General features: G+C 73.0%; 19 protein-coding genes. 4 read left to right on the top strand and 15 right to left on the bottom strand.

The genetic code is table 11. The features are described from left to right. Positions 1–3 precede the first annotated feature (3 nt). Complete coding sequence (locus OG753_RS31180) at positions 4–2253, bottom strand: bifunctional salicylyl-CoA 5-hydroxylase/oxidoreductase (RefSeq protein ID WP_405790998.1); 2250 nt, start codon at positions 2251–2253, stop codon at positions 4–6. A 4-nt stretch (positions 2254–2257) separates the two neighbouring features. After that, positions 2258–3085 carry an enoyl-CoA hydratase family protein gene (locus OG753_RS31175; RefSeq protein WP_327264920.1) on the bottom strand — a complete coding sequence of 276 codons (828 nt, stop codon included), beginning with the start codon at positions 3083–3085 and terminating at the stop codon, positions 2258–2260. A gap of 173 nt (positions 3086–3258) precedes the next feature. Here OG753_RS31175 and OG753_RS31170 point away from each other — a divergent pair, with 173 nt between their 5' ends. After that, positions 3259–3687, top strand: a complete 429-nt coding sequence (locus OG753_RS31170) for an ATP-binding protein (RefSeq protein ID WP_405790997.1) — start codon at positions 3259–3261, stop codon at positions 3685–3687. A 36-nt stretch (positions 3688–3723) separates the two neighbouring features. Here OG753_RS31170 and argF read toward each other — a convergent pair whose 3' ends face one another. The 7 genes from argF to OG753_RS31135 all read right to left on the bottom strand — a co-directional run bounded on the left by argF (position 3724) and on the right by OG753_RS31135 (position 12795). Next, the gene (gene argF, locus OG753_RS31165; protein ID WP_327264918.1) at positions 3724–4743 is read right to left on the bottom strand and encodes an ornithine carbamoyltransferase; all 1020 of its coding nucleotides are present in this window, start codon (positions 4741–4743) and stop codon (positions 3724–3726) included. Positions 4744–4861: 118 nt separating this feature from the next. After that, positions 4862–6088 carry an arginine deiminase gene (locus OG753_RS31160; protein WP_327264917.1) on the bottom strand — a complete coding sequence of 409 codons (1227 nt, stop codon included), beginning with the start codon at positions 6086–6088 and terminating at the stop codon, positions 4862–4864. Between the two features lie 46 nt (positions 6089–6134). Next, positions 6135–6611, bottom strand: coding sequence for a hypothetical protein (locus tag OG753_RS31155; RefSeq protein WP_327264916.1), 477 nt, complete (start codon positions 6609–6611; stop codon positions 6135–6137). A gap of 227 nt (positions 6612–6838) precedes the next feature. Continuing rightward, positions 6839–9421 (bottom strand): polynucleotide kinase-phosphatase, encoded by a 2583-nt coding sequence (locus tag OG753_RS31150; protein ID WP_327264915.1) that lies wholly within the window; start codon positions 9419–9421, stop codon positions 6839–6841. Beyond that, positions 9418–10911 carry a 3' terminal RNA ribose 2'-O-methyltransferase Hen1 gene (locus tag OG753_RS31145; protein WP_405790996.1) on the bottom strand — a complete coding sequence of 498 codons (1494 nt, stop codon included), beginning with the start codon at positions 10909–10911 and terminating at the stop codon, positions 9418–9420. The genes OG753_RS31150 and OG753_RS31145 overlap by 4 nt, the downstream gene beginning before the upstream one ends. A 58-nt stretch (positions 10912–10969) precedes the next feature. Further along, positions 10970–11860 carry a homocysteine S-methyltransferase gene (gene mmuM / locus OG753_RS31140; protein WP_405790995.1) on the bottom strand — a complete coding sequence of 297 codons (891 nt, stop codon included), beginning with the start codon at positions 11858–11860 and terminating at the stop codon, positions 10970–10972. A gap of 11 nt (positions 11861–11871) precedes the next feature. Then, the gene (locus tag OG753_RS31135; protein ID WP_327264912.1) at positions 11872–12795 is read right to left on the bottom strand and encodes an LLM class F420-dependent oxidoreductase; all 924 of its coding nucleotides are present in this window, start codon (positions 12793–12795) and stop codon (positions 11872–11874) included. Positions 12796–12998: 203 nt separating this feature from the next. Here OG753_RS31135 and OG753_RS31130 point away from each other — a divergent pair, with 203 nt between their 5' ends. Further along, positions 12999–13253: a hypothetical protein gene (locus OG753_RS31130; protein WP_405792996.1), complete on the top strand. Its 255-nt coding sequence runs from the start codon at positions 12999–13001 to the stop codon at positions 13251–13253. A 46-nt stretch (positions 13254–13299) separates the two neighbouring features. Here the strand turns inward: OG753_RS31130 and OG753_RS31125 are convergent, their stop codons facing one another. The 4 genes from OG753_RS31125 to OG753_RS31110 all read right to left on the bottom strand — a co-directional run bounded on the left by OG753_RS31125 (position 13300) and on the right by OG753_RS31110 (position 16266). Beyond that, positions 13300–13785, bottom strand: a complete 486-nt coding sequence (locus OG753_RS31125) for a DUF6099 family protein (RefSeq protein WP_327264911.1) — start codon at positions 13783–13785, stop codon at positions 13300–13302. A gap of 123 nt (positions 13786–13908) precedes the next feature. Then, positions 13909–14334: a nucleotide pyrophosphohydrolase gene (locus OG753_RS31120; RefSeq protein ID WP_405790994.1), complete on the bottom strand. Its 426-nt coding sequence runs from the start codon at positions 14332–14334 to the stop codon at positions 13909–13911. Continuing rightward, positions 14331–15512 (bottom strand): AAA family ATPase, encoded by a 1182-nt coding sequence (locus tag OG753_RS31115; protein WP_405792875.1) that lies wholly within the window; start codon positions 15510–15512, stop codon positions 14331–14333. Before OG753_RS31115 ends, OG753_RS31120 begins: the two co-directional genes overlap by 4 nt. Before the next feature lie 358 nt (positions 15513–15870). Next, positions 15871–16266: a cell division protein SepF gene (locus OG753_RS31110; protein WP_189739116.1), complete on the bottom strand. Its 396-nt coding sequence runs from the start codon at positions 16264–16266 to the stop codon at positions 15871–15873. 157 nt (positions 16267–16423) lie between these two features. On the opposite strand from OG753_RS31110, the gene OG753_RS31105 reads away from it, so the two are divergent. Continuing rightward, a complete protein-coding gene (locus tag OG753_RS31105; protein ID WP_405790993.1) occupies positions 16424–17143 on the top strand; it encodes a DUF2470 domain-containing protein in 720 nt (239 codons plus the stop codon). Between the two features lie 91 nt (positions 17144–17234). Beyond that, positions 17235–18155: an NADP-dependent oxidoreductase gene (locus OG753_RS31100; RefSeq protein ID WP_405790992.1), complete on the top strand. Its 921-nt coding sequence runs from the start codon at positions 17235–17237 to the stop codon at positions 18153–18155. A 494-nt stretch (positions 18156–18649) separates the two neighbouring features. On the opposite strand, the gene OG753_RS31095 is transcribed toward OG753_RS31100, so the two are convergent. Both OG753_RS31095 and OG753_RS31090 read right to left on the bottom strand, forming a co-directional pair. Beyond that, positions 18650–19981 (bottom strand): LLM class flavin-dependent oxidoreductase, encoded by a 1332-nt coding sequence (locus tag OG753_RS31095; protein WP_405790991.1) that lies wholly within the window; start codon positions 19979–19981, stop codon positions 18650–18652. An 84-nt stretch (positions 19982–20065) separates the two neighbouring features. Further along, entirely contained in the window at positions 20066–20815 is a 750-nt protein-coding gene (locus OG753_RS31090; protein ID WP_405792873.1) for an ABC transporter permease, read from the bottom strand. Positions 20816–20896: the final 81 nt, after the last annotated feature.

Raw genomic sequence — 20896 nt, 5'->3', positions numbered from 1 at the left:
GGCCTAGCCGCGGCCCGTCGGCGGGGGGCGGCTGCCCGCGCGGTACGGGGCCGGCCAGGGCGCACCAGGGCCTTCGTAGGACTGGTCGGCGGCCGCGTGCAGGGTCCAGTGGGGGTCGTAGAGGTGGGGGCGGCCCAGAGCGCAGAGGTCGGCGCGGCCGGCCAGCAGCAGGGAGTTCACGTCGTCCCAGGAGGAGATGGCGCCGACCGCGATGACGGGGACGCCGAGCGCGCCCCGGATCCGGTCGGCGTACGGGGTCTGGTACGAGCGACCGTACTCGGGGGCCTCGTCCGCGACCACCTGGCCCGTCGAGACGTCGATGGCGTCCGCGCCGCGGGCGGCGAAGGCGGCCGCGATCCGCACCGCCTCCTCGGACGACGTGCCCCCGGGTGCCCAGTCGGTGGCCGAGAGGCGGACCGTCATCGGGCGGTCCTCGGGCCAGACCGCGCGGACCGCGTCGAAGACCTCCAGCGGGAAGCGCAGCCGGTTCTCCAGGGAGCCGCCGTACTCGTCGGTGCGGTGGTTGGTCAGGGGGGACAGGAACCCGGAGAGCAGGTAGCCGTGGGCGCAGTGCAGTTCGAGCAGGTCGAATCCGGCGTCGGCGGCCCGGACCGCGGCGGCCGCGAACTCGGAGCGCAGCGCCGCCAGGTCCGTGCGCTCCAGGGCCCGCGGGAGCGCCGAGACGCCGGGCCGGTAGGGCAGCGCGGAGGCGGCCACCAGCGGCCAGTTGCCCTCCGGCAGGGGGTCGTCCATGCCTTCCCACATCAGCCGCGTCGAGCCCTTGCGGCCGGCGTGCCCGAGCTGGACGCCGAGGGCGGTGCCGGGCGCCGAGGTGTGGACGAAGTCGGCGATCCGCTTCCAGGCGGCCGTCTGCTCCTGGGTGTAGAGGCCCGTGCAGCCGGGGGTGATCCGGCCCTCGGCGGACACGCAGACCATCTCGGTCATCACCAGCCCGGCCCCGCCGAGGGCCCGCCCGCCCAGGTGCACGAGGTGGAAGTCCCCCGGCACACCGTCCTCGGCGGAGTACATGTCCATCGGAGAGACGACGACCCGGTTGCGCAGGGTCAGGCCGCGCAGGGTGAACGGCGTGAACATCGCGGGGGTGCCGTCCGGACAGCCGAAGTCCCGCTCCACCGCCCGCGTGAACCGCTCGTCGCGCAGCCGCAGGTTTTCGTGCGTGACCCGGCGGCTGCGGGTGAGGAGGTTGAAGGCGAACTGCCGCGCGGGCTGGTCGACGTAGCCGGCGATTTCCTCGAACCAGTGCCGGCTCGCGGCCGCCGCCCGCTGGGTGCTGGCGACCGCGGGGCGGCGGGCCGTCTCGTAGGCGGCGAGGGCGGCCGGTACGTCGTCCGGCGCGGCGGCCACGGCTTCGGCGAGCGCGAGCGCGTCCTCCACCGCCAGTTTGGTGCCGGAACCGATGGAGAAGTGGGCGGTGTGCGCCGCGTCGCCGAGCAGCACCGTGTTGCCGTGCGACCAGTGCGCGTTGACGACGGTGCGGAACTGCGTCCAGGTGGAGCGGTTGCAGTGCAGCGGGCGTCCGCGCAGGGCCTCGCTGAAGATCTTGGCGCAGCGGGCCGCCGACTCCTCCTCGTCGCACAGGTCGAAGCCGGCCGCCCGCCACACCTCGTCGCGCATCTCCACGATCACGGTGGAGGCGTCCGCCGAGTAGGGATAGGCGTGCAGCTGCATGACCCCGTGCTCGGTCTCCGCGATCTCGAAGCGGAAGGCGTCGAAGGCGAAGTCGGCGGCGAGCCAGATGTAGCGGCAGCGTCCGGCGGTGAGCGTGGGGCCGTAGTGCGCGGAGTCCGCCTCCCGGACGGCGCTGTGCACCCCGTCGGCCGCGACGACCAGGTCGTACGAGGCCGCGAGCACGGCCGCGGCCGGGGCCTGTGAGCGGAAACGGAGCCGGACGCCGAGCCCGGCGCAGCGCTCGTGCAGGATCTCCAGCAGCCGGCGCCGCCCGATGGCCGCGAAGCCGTGGCCTCCGGAGGTCAGCAGCCGGCCCCGGTGGACGATGTCCACGTCGTCCCAGCGCACGAACTCCGCGCTCAGGGCGGCGTGGACGACGGTGTCGGCCCGCTCGATGCCGCCGAGGGTCTCGTCGGAGAGCACCACGCCGAAGCCGAAGGTGTCGTCCGGGGCGCCCCGCTCCCAGACCTCCACCGTGTGGCCCTGGCGGGCCAGCAGTGCGGCGGCGTACAGCCCTCCCGGTCCCCCGCCGACGACGGCGACCCGCATGGCACCCGGAGTCATGTGACTACCTGCCCTTCCACTCCGGCGGCCGCTTCCCGGTGAAGGCCGCGTGGAACTCCGCGTAGTCCTCGCCGTGCATCAGCAGGGCCTGGGTGGCGGCGTCCAGTTCCACGGACGCGGCCAGGGGCATGTCGAGCTCGGCGGTGAGCAGCGCCTTGGTCTGCGCATGGGCGAGGGCGGGGCCCGCGGCCAGGCGCGCGGCGAGTTCGGCGGCCCGTACGTGGGCCTTGCCCTCCTCGGTGAGCTCGCTGAGCAGGCCGATCCGCTCCGCCTCGGCCGCGTGCACGGGCTCTCCGAGCATCAGCAGCCGGGTGGCGTGGCCGAGGCCGACGACCCGGGGCAGCAGGTAGGCGGCGCCCATGTCGCCGCCGGAGAGGCCGACGCGGGTGAAGAGGAAGGCGAAGCGGGCGGTGGGGTCGGCGATCCGGAAGTCGGCGGCGAGCGCGAGTACGGCCCCGGCACCGGCGGCCACGCCGTGCACGGCGGCGATGACCGGGAAGGGGCATTCGCGGATGGCGCGGACCACCTGGCCGGTCATCCGGTTGAAGTCGAGGAGCTGGGCGGTGTCCATGGCGAGGGTGGCGCCGATGATCTCGTCGACGTCCCCGCCGGAGCAGAAGCCGCGCCCCTCGCCGCCGAGCACGAGGGCGCGCACGGAGCGCTCGCGGGAGAGTTCGCCGAGCAGATCGCGCAGGTCGGCGTAGGCACCGAAGGTGAGCGCGTTCAGCTTCTGGGGGCGGTCGAAGGTGACGGTGGCGACGCCGTCCTGCCGGGTGATCCGGAGGTGGTGCCACCGTTCGGTCGCTGGTGTGGAACCGGTGAAGGGGCTCACACCACCGAAGGTATCACCAGATCGTGACTGCCGTCACAGAAGCGCGACACTTTTGCGCCCGGGGTGCCCTGCGGGACGAGAATTCGACTTCGTATCGTTGAAAGCGGGAGCTCTCCACTTGCGCACGGTTCGCTCCCGACGCGACACCCGACACCGGAACGGATGGTCCTTCCTTGCCCGACGCCTCCGCCTGGCGGATCGCCCTGCCCCGCACGGCGGCCGCCGTGCCCCTCGCCCGCGCCCTCGTCCGCACCGCGCTGGCCGACACCGACGCACCCGCCGACCGGGACACCGCGGAGCTCCTGACGGCGGAACTGGTCGCGAACGCCGTGGAGCACACCCGCTCCGGCGCCCCGATCGAGCTGGTCGTGGAACTGCTGGCGAGCGGCTGCCAGGTCGAGGTCCACGACGGGGATCCGAGCCCGCCCGGCAACCTGTCGGCCCGTCCGGCCGCGGACCGCCCCGACCTCTGGCAGGAGCACGGCCGCGGGCTGCTGCTGATCCGGGCCCTGAGCTCCGACTGCGGTCACCGCCCCACCCCGGGCGGCAAGGCCGTGTGGTTCACCCTGCCCGCGCAGCAGACCGGCCCCGGCAGGGCGTGACCCCGCCACGGCACGGCATTCGGCCCCGGCGTATGACTATGCGTCACTCCGGCCGGGCCGGCCGAGCGTGGCGACAAGTACGGCCTTGATGGTGTGCAGCCGGTTCTCGGCCTCGTCGAAGACGATGGAGTGCTCGGACTCGAACACCTCGTCCGTCACCTCCAGGGATTCCAGGCCGTGCCGCTCGTGGATCTCCCGGGCCACCTTGGTGCCGAGGTCGTGGAAGGCCGGCAGGCAGTGCATGAACTTCACGTCCGGGTTCCCGGTGGCGCGCAGCACGTCCATGGTCACCGCGTACGGGGACAGGGCCGCGATCCGCTCGTCCCAGACCTCCTTGGGCTCGCCCATGGAAACCCAGATGTCGGTCACGACGAAGTCCGCCCCGGCGACCCCCTCGGCCACCTCCTCGGTCAGGGTGAGGCGGGCGCCGCTCTCCGCCGCGAGCTCCCGGGCTGCGGCCACCACCGACTCGGCGGGCCAGTAGGCCCGGGGCGCGACGATCCGTACGTCCATGCCCAGCAGCGCGCCGGTCACGAGGTAGGAGTTGCCCATGTTGAAGCGGGCGTCGCCGAGGTAGGCGAACGCGACGTGGTTCAGCGGCTTGGCGGTGTGCTCGGTCATGGTGAGCAGATCGGCCAGCATCTGGGTCGGGTGCCAGTCGTTGGTGAGGCCGTTGAAGACGGGGACGCCGGCGTGGGCGGAGAGCTCCTCGACGGCCTCCTGGCTGTCACCGCGGTACTCGATCCCGTCGAACATCCGGCCCAGCACGCGGGCGGTGTCCTTCACCGACTCCTTGTGGCCCATCTGGGATCCGGCGGGGTCGAGGTAGGTGGTGTGGGCACCCTGGTCCGCGGCGGCGACCTCGAAGGCGCAGCGGGTCCGCGTCGAGGTCTTCTCGAAGATCAGCGCGATGTTCCTGCCCTGCAGCAGCCGCTGCTCGACCCCGGCCTTCTTGGCCGCCTTCAGGTCGGCGGCGAGCTCGATCAGGCCGCGGAACTCGGCGGCCGTGAAGTCCAGCTCCTTGAGAAAACTGCGGCCGGCGAGGTCGGTGGCCATGGGGTCGCTCCAGCGTCACGGTGACAGGGGATGCTGGAAGTCTATACGATCCTCTGTATTGATATACAGACCGGTCCACCGGCCGGGCCCGGGACCCCTTCCCCGGGCCCGGCCGGTCTCAGACCGCGTCCCGCTCGACGGGACAGCTCATGCAGCGCGGGCCGCCCCGGCCCCGCCCCAGCTCGCTGCCCGGGATCTCGATCACCTCGATGCCCATCCTGCGCAGGTGGGTGTTGGTCGTCACGTTCCGTTCGTACGCGACGACCACTCCAGGCTCCACGGCCAGCACGTTGCAGCCGTCGTCCCACTGCTCGCGCTCCGCCGAGTGCACGTCCTGCGTCGCGGTCAGCACCCGGATCGAGTCCAGACCGAGCGCCCCCGCGATGGCCCGGTGCATGTGGTCCTCCGGGTGGTCGGTCACCTTCAGCTCATGCGGCCCGCCGCCCGGCTCGATCGTGTAGGAGGGGAGCATGCCGAGCCCCGCGTACTGAGTAAACGTATCTCCGTCGACCATGGTCATCACCGTGTCCAGGTGCATGAAGGCCCTCGACTTGGGCATGTCGAGCGCCACGATGGTCGTCGCCGAACCCGCCGCGAACAGACCCCGTGCCAGCATCTCCACCGCCTGCGGGGTGGTCCGCTCGCTCATCCCGATCAGCACCGCGCCGTTGCCGATGACCAGTACGTCCCCGCCCTCGATCGTCGAGGGATAGTCCGCCTGCCCCTGCGACCAGGTGTGGAAGGCGCCGGAGGTGGTGAAGAGCGGGTGGTGCTTGTAGATCGCCTCGAAGTGGACCGTCTCGCGCTGCCGGGCGGGCCAGCGCATCGCGTTGATGGACACCCCGTCGTAGATCCAGGCGGAAGTGTCCCTGGTGAAGAGGTGGTTGGGCAGCGGGCCCAGCAGGAACCCGTCCAGGTCCAGCGCGTGGAAGCGCACGGACACCGGCTCGGCGTGCCGTTCCAGGAACTCCCGCTTGGTCATCCCGCCGACCAGCGCCTCCGCCAGTTCGGCCGAGGACAGCCCGTCGAAGACCGATCTCAGGTGGTCGGTGGCGAGCGGTCCGTACTCCTTCTCGTCGAAGACGCGGTCCAGTACGAGGTGTCTCGCCTCCGGGATGTCGAGGGCCTCGCACAGCAGGTCCCCGAAGAGGTGGACCTCCACGCCCCGGTCCCGCAGCACGTCCGCGAAGCCGTCGTGCTCCTGGCGGGCCCGGCGCACCCACAGCACGTCGTCGAAGAGGAGCGCGTCCTTGTTGCTCGGTGTGAGCCGCTTCAGCTCCAGGTCGGGCCGGTGGAGGATGACGCGGCGAAGCCGCCCGGTCTCGGAGTCGACATGGAATCCCATGCCGTACACATTCCCAGACCGAACGGCTTTTTGACGTGGCGTCCGCTCAGCGAGGGGTCGCGAGGCCGAGAAGCGCCGAAGGGGCGCCGGTGAGTTCCGGGGTGGTCAGGCCCAGTTCGGGCGCGGTCAGGTTCGGCACCCCGGAGTTGGAGGCGTCCGGCATCGTCAGCAGACCGCCGGCGACCAGGGCGGGCGTCCGGGCCAGCAGGTCGGTGGCCGGCGCCTTCACGGATCCCTCGCCGTCCGTCTCCGGCTTGCCCAGCAGGTTCGGCACCGGGGAGGTGACGAGGGTGCTGCCGAGCTCGGTGCCGACCGGTACCGACGGGAGCAGTGGGGTCGGGAGCATGTTCCCCTTGTGGAAGCGGGGTGACTCGGGCGCTCCCACGACCGGCATCGGCACGCCGGTGCCCACGCGCGGGGTGTCCACGCCCAGCGTGGCCTTCACGGCGTCCAGCGGGACATCGACCGGTACCGACTGGGCCACGGCCGGGGTGGCCGCGCCGGCCGCAGCCATACAGGTCATGAGTGCCGCAATGCTTCCGCGCGCGGTCATCTTCATAGGTGACGTTCCGTCCTTCCAGGGTCGCGGACATTCCGCTGCCCTGGTTGAACGATCCCGCCGATGGGTTTCCCGGAGTTCTCCGCGAAAGTTCCCCCATACGACCTAATTAGAGGCCGTACGGGGGCCACTCCTTTACGTACCGTGCTGACGCGGCCCGCCCCCGCGACGGCGCCCGCGAGCGTGCTCGCTCACAGGCGCGGGTCGACCGGCTCCGACTCCAGCGCGAGCACCGCGAAGACCGCCTCGTGGACCCGCCACAGCGGCTCCTCGGCCGCCAGCCGGTCCAGTGCCTCCAGCCCGAGCGCGTACTCGCGCAGGGCGAGCGAGCGCTTGTGCCCGAGGAACCGCTCGCGCAGCCGCTCCAGGTGGTCCGGACGCGTGTACTCCGGGCCGTAGATGATCCGCAGGTACTCCCGCCCGCGCACCTTCACCCCGGGCTGGACCAGCCGGCCGCTTCCGTCCCGGGCGTACGCCTGGAGCGGCTTGACGACCATGCCCTCGCCGCCGGCGGCCGTCAGCTCCAGCCACCAGTCGGTGCCCGCCCGTACGGAGTCCTCGTCCGCGGTGTCCACCAGGATCCGGCCGGTGCGGCGCAGCAGCCCGGTGCCGGCCGCCTCGTCGGCGGCGACCAGGCGGTCCAGCCAGAACAGCTGCTCGTCGTGGGGCACGGCGGCCAGCGACCGCCCGGCCGCCGCGAGCAGCTGGAACGGCGCGAACCGTACGCCGTCCAGCCCGTCGGTGGTCCAGCAGTAGCGCCGGTACGCGTCGGTGAAGGCGGCCGCGTCGGTCGCCCGGCCGCGCTGGCGCTCCAGCAGTGCACCGGTGTCGACGCCCCGGGCGGTGGCCGCCTCCAGGGCCGCGACGGCGTCCGGGAAGACGGCGCCGGACGCCGCGCCCACGGCGGCGTACTGGTTGCGCAGCAGGCCGGTGGACTTCAGGGACCAAGGCAGGAGTTCCCCGTCGAACAGCAGCCAGTCGGTGCCGAGTTCCTCCCAGAGACCGGCGTCGGTGACCGCCGCGCGCAGCCGTGCGAGGACCTCTTCGGTGACCTCCGGCTCCTTGAAGAAGGGCCGCCCGGTACGGGTGTAGACGGAGCCCGTCGGGCCGTCGACGCCGAAGCGGGTCCGGGCCGCGTCGGCGTCCTTGCAGACCAGGACGGTCGCGCGGGAGCCCATGTGCTTCTCCTCGCACACCACCTGGGCGATGCCGTCCTTGCGGTACTGGGCGAAGGCCTCGGCCGGGTGCTCCAGATAGCCCTCCTCCCGCGAGGTGGCGGTCGGCGCCATGGTCGGCGGCAGGTAGGGGACGAGGCGGGGGTCCACGGCGAAGCGGCTCATGACCTCCAGGGCCGCCGCCGCGTTCTCCTCGCGCACGTTGACGTTGCCCAGGTGCCGGGTCTCCACGACCCGGCGGCCGTGCACGTCGGCCAGGTCGAGCGGGCGCCCTCCCCCGGACTCCGTCCGGGGGGACCCCCAGTGTCCGCCCGGCGCCTCGGCGACGAGCGGCTTGACCGGCTCGTACCACACCTTCTCGGCCGGTACGTCGACCAGTTCGCGCTCGGGCCAGCGCAGGGCGGTCATCCGGCCGCCGAAGACGGCGCCGGTGTCGAGGCAGATGGTGTTGTTGATCCAGGTCGTGTCCGGGACCGGGGTGTGGCCGTAGACCACGACGGCCTTGCCGCGGTAGTCCTCGGCCCACGGGTAGCGCACGGGCAGGCCGAACTCGTCAGTCTCGCCGGTGGTGTCCCCGTACAGGGCGTGCGAGCGGACCCGGCCGGAGGTGCGGCCGTGGTACTTCTCGGGCAGCCCGGCGTGGCAGACCACCAGCCTGCCGCCGTCGAGGACGTAGTGGCTGACGAGGCCGCGGATGAACTCCCGCACCTCCTGGACGAACTCTTCCGGCTCCGCCTCCAGCTGCTCGATGGTCTCGGCGAGGCCGTGGGTCCGCTGGACCTTGGAGCCCTTCAGATAACGGCCGAGCTTGTTCTCGTGGTTCCCGGGCACGCACAGGGCGTTGCCGGACTTGACCATGCCCATGACGCGGCGCAGCACGCCGGGGCTGTCGGGGCCGCGGTCGACGAGGTCGCCGACGAAGACGGCGGTGCGGCCAGCGGGGTGGACGCCGTCCTCGTAGCCGAGCTTGGCGAGCAGGGTCTCCAGCTCGGAGGAACAGCCGTGGATGTCACCGACGATGTCGAAGGGGCCGGTGAGGTGGGTGAGGTCGTTGAACCGCTTCTCCAGGACCACCTCGGCGGTCTCGGCCTCGTCGACGGAGCGCAGTACGTGGACCTTGCGGAAGCCCTCGCGCTCCAGGCCGCGCAGCGAGCGGCGCAGGTCGCGGCGGTGCCGCTGGATGACCGCGCGGGGCAGGCCGGCCCGGTCGGGGCGGGCGGCGTTGCGCTCGGCGCAGACCTGCTCGGGCATGTCCAGGACGATGGCGATCGGCAGGACGTCGTGCTCGCGGGCGAGCTGGACCAGCCCGCGGCGGGCCTCGGCCTGGACGCTGGTGGCGTCGACGACGGTGAGGCGGCCGGCGGCGAGGCGCTTGCCCGCGATGTAGTGCAGGACGTCGAAGGCGTCCCGGCTGGCGCTCTGGTCGTTCTCGTCGTCCGAGACCAGGCCCCGGCAGTAGTCGGAGGAGATGACCTCGGTGGGCTTGAAGTGCTTGCGGGCGAAGGTGGACTTGCCCGATCCGGTGGCCCCGATCAGGACGACGAGGGACAGGTCGGTGACGGGAAGTGTGCGCGTACGGGGGGTCTCGGTGCCGGTCATGCTGCCTCGCCCTCCTTCGGGGTGTCGGTGGTGTCAGCGGTGTCGGTGGTGTCGTTCTGGGTGAAGACGGCCATCTGGGTCGGCGGCCCGACCTCGGGGTCGTCGTCGCCGACGGGCACGTACCGGACCCCGTAGCCGTGGCGGCGCGCGACCTCGTCCGCCCAGGCTCGGAACTCCTCGCGGGTCCACTCGAAGCGGTGGTCGCCGTGGCGGACGTGCCCGGCGGGCAGGGTCTCCCAGCGCACGTTGTACTCGACGTTCGGGGTGGTGACGAGGACCGTCCGGGGACGGGCCGAGCCGAACACCGCGTACTCCAGGGCGGGCAGCCGCTCCGGATCCAGGTGCTCGATGACCTCGCTGAGCACGGCCGCGTCGTAGCCGCCGAGCCGCCTGTCGGTGTACGCGAGCGAGCCCTGCAGCAGGGTGACGCGCGCGCTCTGCCGCTCACCCATCCGGTCAAGCCGCAGCCGCCGGGCCGCGATCTGCAGGGCGCGCACGGACACGTCCATACCGACGATCTCGGTGTACACCGGGTCGTTCAGCAGCGCCTGGACCAACTGGCCCTGTCCGCAGCCGAGGTCCAGTACCCGCTGGGCGCCGGCGCCCCGCAGCGCGGCGAGGATCGCCTCGCGCCGCTGCACGGCGAGCGGCACCGGACGCTCCTCCGTGTCGCGGTCCTCGTCCACCGCGTTGTCGAGCTCCTCGACCTCGCTGCCGTCGGACTCGGCGAGGCGGACCAGTTCCAGGCGCTCGATGGCGTCCTGGGTCAGCCGCTTGTGGCGGGCCAGGTAGCGGGAGGAGATCAGGCCGTTCTCGGGGTGGGCGGCGAGCCAGCCGTCTCCGGCGCGCAGCAGCTTGTCGACCTCGTCCGGGGAGACCCAGTAGTGCTTGCCGTCGTCGAGCACCGGGAGCAGTACGTAGAGCTGGCGCAGGACGTCGGCGAGGCGCAGTTCGCCCTCCAGGACGAGCCGTACGTAGCGGGAGTCCCCCCACTCGGGGAACTGCGCGTCGAGCGCCACGGCCTCGGCCTGTACGAGGTCCCAGCCGAGCGGGCCGAACAGCCTGTGCACGAGCTCGGCGCCGCCGCGGGCGGGCAGTACCGGGATCTCGATGCGCAGCGGCCGGGCCTGCTCCGGAAGTTCCGGACGGGCGGCGCACTGCCCCTTGAGCGCGGTGCGGAACACTGCGCTGAGCGCGACGGCGAGCAGCGAGGACGCGGCGTACGGCCGGTCGTTGACGTACTGCGCGAGGGCGGCGTCCGGCGCCCCGCCGCGGCCCTTGCCCCGGCCGCGGCGCACGAGCGCGACGGGGTCCACCTCCAGCAGCAGTGCCGCCGTGCACCGCTGGGCCGAGGCCTCGGGGTAGAACACGTGGGCGGTGCCGTGGGAGGTGGAGAACGCCTGCGTCCTGTCGGGATGCTTGTGCAGCAGGTGACCCAGGTCGGTAGCGGGGCGTTCGGGGGAGCCGGTGGTGGAGATCGTCAGGAACACACCATCGATTGTTGCTGGTCACCCACCCGGCCTGCCTCCGGTTTTTCGAGGTCGCAGCTCAGCGCGGCCGGCCGGGCAGCCGCGAACGGAGGGCTGCGATCCGGTCCGGGCCGATGCGGCAGCAGCCGCCGATGAGGCGGGCGCCGGTGGTGTGCCAGGCCTCGGTGGGCCAGGGGGCCGGGGTGCGGGGGCTGTGCCAGGTCCGGGTGTCCGCGTTCCAGACCGAGCCGTCGTTGGGGTAGGCCAGCAGCGGTTTGGCGGTCGCGGCGGCCGCGGCCTCGAGGGCGGGCAGGACATCGGCGGGGTCGCAGCAGTTGACGCCGACCGCGATGACTTGCGGGGACGCCGCGGCCAGGGCGAAGGCCCCGGGGAGCGGCCGGCCGGACCGCGTGCGGCCGTCGGCCACCGTGTACGAGAGCCAGGCGGGCGCGCCGGTCTCCGCGAGGACGGTGAGCACCGCTTCGGCCTCGTCGGTGTCCGGGACGGTCTCCACGGCCAGGACGTCGGGCCCGGCGGCGAGCAGGGCCTCGATGCGGGGGCGGTGGAAGGCGGCGAGTTCGCGCACGGTCAGGCCGTAGCGGCCGCGGTACTCGGAGCCGTCCGCGAGCACCGCGCCGTACGGGCCCACGGAGGCGGCCACCCACACCTCGTGGTCGGCGGCGTCGGCCGCGCGGGCGGCCAGGTCCACGCTGCGGTGCAGCAGGGCGGTGGACTCGGCGCGGCCGGGGCCGATCTGGTAACTGGCGGTGATCAGCACCTCGGCGCCGGCCCGCGCGTACGCCGCGTGGGCGGCCTCCACCTGGTCCGGGCGCTCGGCGAGCACCCGGCCCGTCCAGAGGTCGCCGGACAGGTCGCAGCCCTGGGCGGCGAGCTGATTGCTGAGCCCGCCGTCCAGGAGCACGGCCCTGCGGGCCAGGGCTTCGGCGAGCGGGCCGGTCGCGCGAGGCATCGGTCGCGCCCCTAGCGGAGCTGGGACAGCACCTGGGCGGAGATCAGCTCCAGGTGGTCCAGGTCGTCGAGGTCGAGCAGCTGGAGGTAGATGCGGGAGGAGCCGGTGGCGCCGTAGGCGCCGATCTTCTCCACGACCTCGGCCGGGGAGCCGGCCAGGCCGTTGGCCTTGAGCTCGTCCACGTCGCGGCCGATGGCGGCAGCCCGGCGGGCCACCTCGGCGTCGTCCTTGCCCACGCAGACGACCAGGGCGTTGGAGTAGCGCAGGTCGTCGGCCTTGCGGCCGGCCTCCTCGGCAGCCTCGCGGACCCGGCCGAACTGCCGCTCGCTGTCCGCGATCGACGCGAAGGGCATGTTGAACTCGTCGGCGTAGCGGGCGGCGAGCCGCGGGGTGCGCTTGGCTCCGTGGCCGCCGATCAGGACGGGGACCTTGGCCTGGGCGGGCTTGGGGAGCGCGGGCGAGTTCTCCACCCGGTAGTGCTTGCCCTCGTAGTCGAAGGTGTCGCCGGCGCCGGTGGCCCACAGGCCGGTGACGATGGCCAGCTGCTCCTCCAGCCGGGACATCCGGTCCGCCGGGAAGGGGATCCCGTACGCCTTGTGCTCCTCCTCGAACCAGCCCGCGCCCAGGCCCAGTTCGATGCGGCCGCCGGACATCTGGTCGACCTGGGCCACCTGGATGGCGAGGACTCCCGGCAGCCGGAAGGTGCCGGCCGTCATCAGCGTGCCGAGGCGGATCCGCTTGGTCTCCCGGGCCAGGCCCGCGAGGGTGATCCACGCGTCGGTGGGGCCGGGCAGGCCGTCGGCCGATCCCATCCGCACGTAGTGGTCGGAGCGGAAGAACGCATCGAAACCCAGGTCCTCGGTGGCCCTGGCGACGGTCAGGAGGGTGTCATAGCTCGCGCCCTGCTGGGGCTCGGTGAAAATGCGAAGATCCATACCCCCCATCCTGCACTTCCCGCCCCGGCAGGGTGAATCTTCGTCAACCGGACGGCCCGCCCCCGGGCCCGCCAGTGACCAGCCCGGACGGTGATCGTTGGCTCGGACGGAGCCGGACCGCCCGGCCCGCGCGCCGGCGGCTTCCCGTCGGTGCGTCCACCGCCCCCTTCCGCCCCGGAAGGGCCAGAGCCGAGGAGGCCGCGATGTCCCACGAGGCCGCGCCGGAGACCCACCCACAGACCGGACCGACCGGACGGACAGCACAGGAAGCGCCCGACCTTGCAGGTCAGGAGCCCGCGGTACCCGACCGGGCCGAAGGCGCGCCGAAGGGCCTCCTGCAGCAGATGGAAGAACTGATGGCGGCACTGAACGCCGATCTGTCCCGGCTCGACGCCGATCTCCAGGCCTCCACGGACCGCACCCCCGAGGGCGGGCGCCCGTCCTCCCGGCCGTCCTGACCGTGCGGGTCCCGTCGCGCACGGCGGGACCCCGCCCGTACCGCCCTCAGGCAACGCCCGAAGCCGAACCCCGCTCGCGCACCGTCATGCGGCGCAGGATCGCCCGTACCCGGTCACTCGACTCGTCGGCCGCGTCGATCGACTCTATGCACTGCCAGTAGAGGGCCTCCTCGTCCGTCCCGCAGGCCACCCCGACCAGGGCTATCCCCACTTCACCCAGCAGTGCCTGGAGTCCGAGCAGCGCCTGCCGGACGTCCGACACCTCGCTCAACTGCGCCGCCCTCGGCGGATACTCGGGCGCGCTGCCCTCTCCGCGCAGGGCCGCCCGGTCGATCACCCCGCAGCCTCTGCCTCCCGCTTCCCCCAGTCCCCGTGCCTCCGATCTCAGTTCCGGCGGCCCGGTGACCGCCAGATAGCTCCCTATGCCCTGCGCGAGCGCCTGGGTCTGCCAGGCCTCGCCCACGATGTCCCACGCAGCCCCGCTCTGTGCCAGCGCGTGCCGGCCGGCCGCGATGAGCCGTACCGCATCCATATGCCGTCCCCCGTCCGCACGACATCCCGCCGTCCTCACCACTACCCAGAGTGAGGGCAATGAGCCAGTAAAGCCAGGGGTATTCGGAAAATGTGGACACAAACGTGATTGTGGATGAGTCCATCACTCCGAAGAGTGACGATTCGGTGTCGGTGTACCCGGCACGGGGAAGCGGATTTCGTTCCTCTCGATCTTCGCGGCGAGCGCATCCAGCACATCCACCCCGAGGACCTCACAGAACTGCAGCAGATACGCGAGCACGTCGGCCACCTCATCGGCCACGCGATGGGCGGATTCCGGCTTCTCCATGACCCTCGCCGACTCCTCGGGCGTCAGCCACTGGAAGATCTCGACGAGTTCGGCCGCCTCCACACTGAGCGCCACCGCCAGGTTCTTGGGCGTGTGGTACGGCTCCCAGCCGCGCGCCGCCGCGAACTGCGCGAGCCGGCGCTGCAGTTGCTCCAGCCGCTCGTCGGGCCGCCGCCCGGCCGGCTGCGACGGCTCGGGCTGCCGAGTCGGCTCGGGCGGCTGTTCCTGCGTCTCGTTCATGGCACCAGGTCTACCACTGCGACGCCCGGCAGGTCGCGGGCGGCGGCCGCCGTCCCCTCCCCCACCTCCGCCACCAGCCTGATGTGGCCACGGCCGCAGGACAGCCCGGCCAGGCGCAGCAGTTCGGCGCTCTGCCGCCGGTCGAGGCCCCGGTCGAAGCCGTCGGCCAGCACCGTCAGCGCCTGCCGCGCGGAGAGCAGTTCGGCGGCCGGGTCCATGGCCAGCACCCCCGGCCCGGTGAGCAGGACCAGCGCCAGGGCGAGGAAGCGGAGTTCGCCCGCGCCCAGCCGGGCGAGCTCGGTGGCGGGCCGGCCCGGGCCGCGGTCCAGTACCGCCGTGACGGGGCCGCCGCCGGCGGGAATCCGTACGTCCAGCCCCACGACGCTCCCCGCACAGCCGGTACGGGCCGCCTCCGCCAGCAGCGCGTGCCGGGTGCCGCATTCGCTGCGGGTCCGGCGCAGCACGTCGGCCAGGTTGGCGCAGTCCCCCAGCAGCCGGCCCTCGCCCGGCGGTACGGCCGTGCGCATGCGGCCGGGCCGGGGGTCGCACGGGAACACCGAGCGCAGGGCCACGACCACCTGCTCGGCGGCGGCCAGTACCTGGCGCTGGCCGGTCGTGGACCCGGCGACGCGGAGCGGGAGCAGCGCCGTGCCGAGCCGGTCGTCGGGCAGCGGGGCCCTGGTGACGCCGACGGCGCCGCCGGTCAGCCAGGCGGCCTGGACGGAGCGCCGGCCCGGGTCGCGCAGGGCGGTGGCGAGCAGGATCTGCCCGTCCTGCGAGAGGCGTTCACCGACGATCCGCAGCGTGGGCTCGGCCTGGACGGCGAGGTCGAGACGGACCGGGCCGGCCGGACCGTCGACGGTGCAGCCGAGGCGGAACCCGCGCCGGCGCTCGGCGTCGGGGACGGCCCGCTCGGGGATGCGGGCGCGCGGGTCGGGGAAGGCCTCTTCCAGGGTGGCTCCGGACCCCAGCGCGGCCATGGCCTCGTAAGCCTGAAGGGCCTGGGACTTTCCGCTGCCGCTCGGCCCGGCGAAGAGGGTGAGGGGGCCGAGCGGGAAGACCGCCGAGCGGTGCGGTCCGAAGGCGGAGAGCCTCAGTTCGGTGACCACGGGCCTCGGGTACCGCTGCGCGGGCTCGGCAGGACGGCCGGAACCGCCGGGGCGGGCCTGCGTCGGCACGACCGGGGCGTCGGCCTCCGCCGCCCCCGAGGCCTCCGTCCTCGCCGAGGCCCCCGTCCTCGCCGAGGCCTGCGCCGCCTCCGGGACTTCCGCCGCCTCCGCGGGACGGCCACCCGCCGGCGCGGCCGAGGTCACGGGAGGCGGGGGCGGGGGCGGGCACGGGGCCGGGTGTACCGCGGTGCGCGGCTCACCGGCCCGCCCGGCCTCGTCGGGAACGGCAGGGGTGTCGGCTAACGCGACGGCGGCGGTGGCGGTGGTCCGCCCCGCCGTCGCGTCCAGGGTGGCGTCCATGCGCGGGACGGTACGGCCCGCCGGACCCCCCGCGGCTCCGGCGAACCGTTCCCTCGCGGGGACCTTCCTACGATCGGGGGACGGCCGCGGCCGCGATCCCCTCGACCTCGGTCCCCACCGGCGCGAGCAGGAAGACGTTCCGGTCCACCCGGTGCATCCCGCTGCCCAGTCCGAAGACGACGCCGCTGCTGAAGTCCAGGATCCGCTTGGCCACTTCGCTGTCCGCCCCGGTGAGGTCGAGCAGCACCGGGATCTGCGCGATCAGGTACTCGGCCACCTCGCGGGCGTCCGCGAAGATCTGGACTCTGATCACCACGAAGCGCCGCTGTTCCGCCGCCGAGGCTCCGGGTGCCTTGGGAATCGTGCGGTGGTCCACCCGGGAGGGCCATTCGTTGCGACTGCGCAGGGGGACCACCTGCGCGAGCCCCTCCCACTGTTCGTCGGTGACGTCGTACCTGCTCACCGGGCCGCCCCGGCCGTGCGCTTCATGTGCATCCCCCCATCCTCTCGCGTTTCACCCGTTCAGCCCAACAACGACACGAGCCATGACGGGTACTCCCCAAGAGCCAGATAGGTTAGGTTAGGCATACCTAAGTCACTCGGACGATGGAGAGATCCGCATGCGCCTGTTCGGTGCCCCCGCCACCCCGGCCGACCGGCCCACCGATGCCGAGCGCATCCGGTCGATCCTCACCGCCGCCCACTCCATGACCGCGGTCACCGACGGCCTGCGGTCGGAGGTCCGCCACCTCGACGGCAGCGACCCGATGGGGCGGCTGCACCTGCACCCCGCCGAACCGGGTGGCGAGAGCGAGTACCGGCCCACCATCCGGCTGGAGTTCACCGACGTCGCCCCCACCCCCGTACGGCACCGGGTGCGCGCCCGCGTCACCGTGCTGGGCCGCCTGCTCACCCCGTACACCGACCTGGCCGACGACTCCGGCGTCAACTCCACCTGCATGGAATTCGACCGGGCCGTCCTGGAGACCGCGGACGGCCGCTCGCACGTCGGGCTCGACGAGCTGGACGCGGCCTGCCCCGACCCGCTGGCCCCGTACGAGGCGGGCATGCTCACGCACCTCCTCGACGACCACCACGACCTCGTCACCCTGCTGCTGCGCCTGGTCCGGCCGCTGCCGACCGCTTCCGTGGTCCGCGCGCTGCCCGTCGCCATGGACCGGTACGGGATCACCCTGCGGCTGGAGGAGCGGCGCGGCCACCGCGACGTGCGGCTGCCCTTCCCCTCGCCCCTCGACGACGTCGAACAGGCGGGGACGCAGATCCAGGCGCTCTTCAGCGCGGCCCGGCGCAGCTCGCACCGCAACACCCTGCCGGCCTGACGACGCGGCCGGCCCGGTCGGCCCGGCGGCCCGACGGCCCGACGGCCGACGGCCCGGAATACGCGTTCGTGGCCCCGCGTTGGGGTCGATCATGAAGGCCATCACTTACAGCGCATACGGAACTCCCGCCACCCTCAAGCTCGTTGACGTGCCGCAGCCCAAGGTGGGCCCGGGCGAGGTGCTCGTCCGCGTCAGGGCCGCCGGCGTCAACCCGGTGGACTGGAAGCTCGCCGCCGGATACCTCGACCCGATCCTCGAGGTCCGCCACCCGGTCATACCCGGCTGGGACGTGGCCGGAGTCGTCGAAGCGGTCGGCGAGGACACCTTCGACTACGCCGCGGGCGACGAGGTGTACGGGTACGTCCGCAAGGAGTGGGTCGAGCTCGGCACGTACGCCGAGCTGGTGTCCGCCCCCGTCCGCACCCTCGCCCGCAAGCCCCGCGAGCTGAGCTTCGAGCAGGCCGCGGGCATCCCGCTGGCCGGCCTCACCGCCTATCAGTCGCTCGCCCGCGCGGGCCTCAAGGCCGGGGAGACGGTGGTCATCCACTCCGCGGCCGGCGGCACCGGGTCCTTCGGCGTGCAGATCGCGATCGCGCTCGGCCTGCGGGTCATCGGCACGGCGGGCGCGCACAACCACGACTACCTGCGCTCCCTCGGCGCCGAGCCGGTCCTGTACGGAGAGGGCATGGCCGACCGGATCCGCGCACTGGCGCCGGACGGCATCGACGCGGGCCTCGACTTCCATGGGGACGGAGCCGTCGACGTGCTGCAGTCCCTGGTCAAGCAGCGCGACCGGGTCGTGTCCATCGCCGACTACGAGGCCGCGGCCAAGGGCGCGCACCAGCTGTGGGTCCGGCCGGACACCGCCGACCTCACCTTCCTCGCCGAACTCGCGGACTCGGGCCGCCTCACGGTCAACGTCGAGAGCGTGCTGCCGCTCGCGGAGGCCGCGAAGGCCTGGGAGCTGAGCGCCGCGGGCCGCACCCGCGGCAAGATCGTCCTCACCGTCTGAGCCGCCGCGCGGCACACGTGCGCGCCGCCGGGGCCGGGTCCTGCGGCAGGAGGCGGCGGCGAACAGCGCGCCGTCGCCGGTGTCGGTGTTGGTACCGAGGGCGCCGCTGAGGAGGGTGCGGATCCGGATGCGCATCCGCCGCATGTACCCGGGTCCCTGCAGGCCGCCCCGGAGCGGCTGCCCGTCGGGGCCGGTGGGGAACGGGTAACGCCCCCGCACGGCCGGTTCGTTCATCCGGTCGTGGGTGGCGTCGAGGACCCGGGCCATCCAGCGGCGGTCCGCCGGTTGTCCGCCGAGGCCCTCCCGGGAGGCCATGGCGGCCTCCCGGGCGGCGGGCTCGGGCGGGACGTACCAGACACCGGTGCCGCCCGCGGCCTCGGCGCCGCTCGTACCGCGGTAGCCCTTGTCGGCGAGGACGAACCGGGCTCCCGCCCCGGCGGCCCAGGTGGCGGCCGGTCCGCCGCCGACGACGAGGACGTCGGCGGCGTACTCGGTCATGCGCCTGCCCGTGTGTGCCGGTTGGCCGGCCGGCCGAGGCCGTAGTTCTCGCGCAGGGTGGCGCCGGTGTACTCGGTGCGGAAGAGCCCGCGCCGCTGCAGGATCGGCACGACATGGTCGACGAAGGCGGTCAGGCCGGTGGGCAGGACCGGCGCCATGATGTTGAAGCCGTCGGCGGCCCCTTGCGTGAACCACTCCTGCAGCTGGTCGGCGATCTGCTCGGGGGTGCCGGCGAAGACGCGGTGGCCGCGGCCGGCGCCGAGGCGGGCGATCAGCTGGCGCAGGGTGAGGCCGTCGCGGCGGGCGAGCTCGGCGACGAGGGTGAAGCGGCTCTTGTTGCCGTTGATGTCCCGCTCCTCGGGCAGGTCCGGGAGCGGGCCGTCCAGCGGCAGGCCGGTGAGGTCCACGTTCAGCATCCCGGAAAGCTGGGCGAGCCCGTACTCCGGCACCTGGAGGTCGGTGAGCTGCTGCTCCAGGGCCTTCGCCTCGGCCTCGGTGGATCCGATGACGGGGGCGATGCCGGGCAGGACGAGCAGGTCGTTCTCGGTACGTCCGTACTTGGCCAGGCGGGACTTGAGGTCCTTGTAGAAGGTCTGGCCGTCGGCGAGGGTCTGCTGGGCCGTGAACACGGCCTCGGCGTACTGGGCGGCGAACTCCTTGCCGTCCTCGGAGGAACCGGCCTGCACGAGCAGCGGGTACCCCTGGGGGGAGCGCGGGACGTTGAGCGGGCCGGCGACGCCGAAGTGCTCGCCGCGGTGGGCGGCGGGGTGCAGCTTGTCGGTGTCGGCGTAGATGCCGCGCTCCTTGTCGAGGACGATCGCGTCGTCCTCCCAGCTGTCCCAGAGCTTGGTGGCAACGTCCAGGAACTCGCGGGCGCGTTCGTAGCGGAGGTGGTGCTCCAGGTGTTCGTCGCGGTTGAAGTTGCGGGCCTCGTCGACGGTGCCGGAGGTGACGATGTTCCAGCCGGCGCGGCCTGCGCTGATGTGGTCGAGCGAAGCGAACTTGCGTGCCAGGTTGTAGGGCTCGTTGAAGGTGGTGGAGACGGTGGCGATGAGCCCGATGTGCTCGGTGACGGCGGCGATGGCGGAGAGCAGCGTGAGCGGCTCGAATCCGCCGAGGGCGTTGTGGCGGGCCTTGCCCCACAGGGCGACCCCGTCGGCGAAGAAGATCGAGTCGAGCAGGCCGCGCTCGGCGGTGCGGGCCAGGTCCTGGAAGTAGCGCAGGTCGGTGATCCGCTCGGGCCGGCTGTCGGGGTGGCGCCAGGCGGCGTCGTGGTGACCGGCGTTCATCAGGAAGGCGTTGAGGTGGAGGGTGCGGTTCGCGGTCATGGCTGTTCCCTGTGTTCGGTGGCGTTGCGTACGGTGGCGGGCCCGGACGGCGCGGGCGTCAGGCGCGGGCGTCAGGGGGGGACGTCAGGCGGGGACGCGCCAGGTGCTCAGACGGCGTTCGACGGTGACCAGCAGCTGGTTGAAGGCCACGCCGACGGCGGAGATGGTGATGATGCCCGCGTACATCTGCGGGATCGCGAAGTTGTACTGCGAGGCGTTGATCAGGTAGCCGAGTCCCGCCTTGGCGCCGATCATCTCGGCGGCCACCAGCACGAGGATGGAGACCGCTCCGGCCAGCCGGATGCCGGTGAAGATGGCCGGCACGGACGACGGCAGGATCACCTTCTGGAAGAGCCGCGGGGTGGACAGGTCCATCGAGCGGGCCAGTCGGACCAGGGTGGGGTCGGCGTTGCCCACCGCGCTGATGGTGTTCAGCAGGACCGGCCAGAGGCAGGCGTAGACGACGATCGAGACCTTCGAGGTCTCGCCGATGCCGAGCAGCAGCACGAAGACCGGGAGCAGGGCCAGCGCGGCGGTGTTGCGGAACACCTCCAGCAGCGGGCCGAGGAACGCGGCCACCGGCCGGTACCAGCCGATGAGCAGGCCGAGCGGGACCGCGACGACGACGGCGATGCCGAAGCCGCCGAAGGAGCGGGCGAGGCTGGCCCGGGTGTGCTGGCCGAGCTGGCCGTTGCCCAGGAGGTCCCACCAGGCCGTGGCGACCTCGCTGACCGGCGGCAGGAAGGTGGCGTCGACCAGGCCGAGGCGGGGCGCGGTCTCCCAGAGGGCGAGCAGGGCGACGAGGGCCGCCGACCGCAGGGCGGCGGCGCGCAGCCACCGGCCGAGTGCCCCGGCGGCCTTCCGGACGGGGGACGGGGCGCTGCGTCCGTGGGCGGTGCCTCGACCGGCGCCCGG

The organism is Streptomyces sp. NBC_00029, assembly GCF_045160505.1.
In the GTDB taxonomy this organism is placed as follows: domain Bacteria; phylum Actinomycetota; class Actinomycetes; order Streptomycetales; family Streptomycetaceae; genus Streptomyces.
Note: the sequence above shows the minus strand (reverse complement) of the source record. Positions and strands in the feature narration are given on the sequence as shown.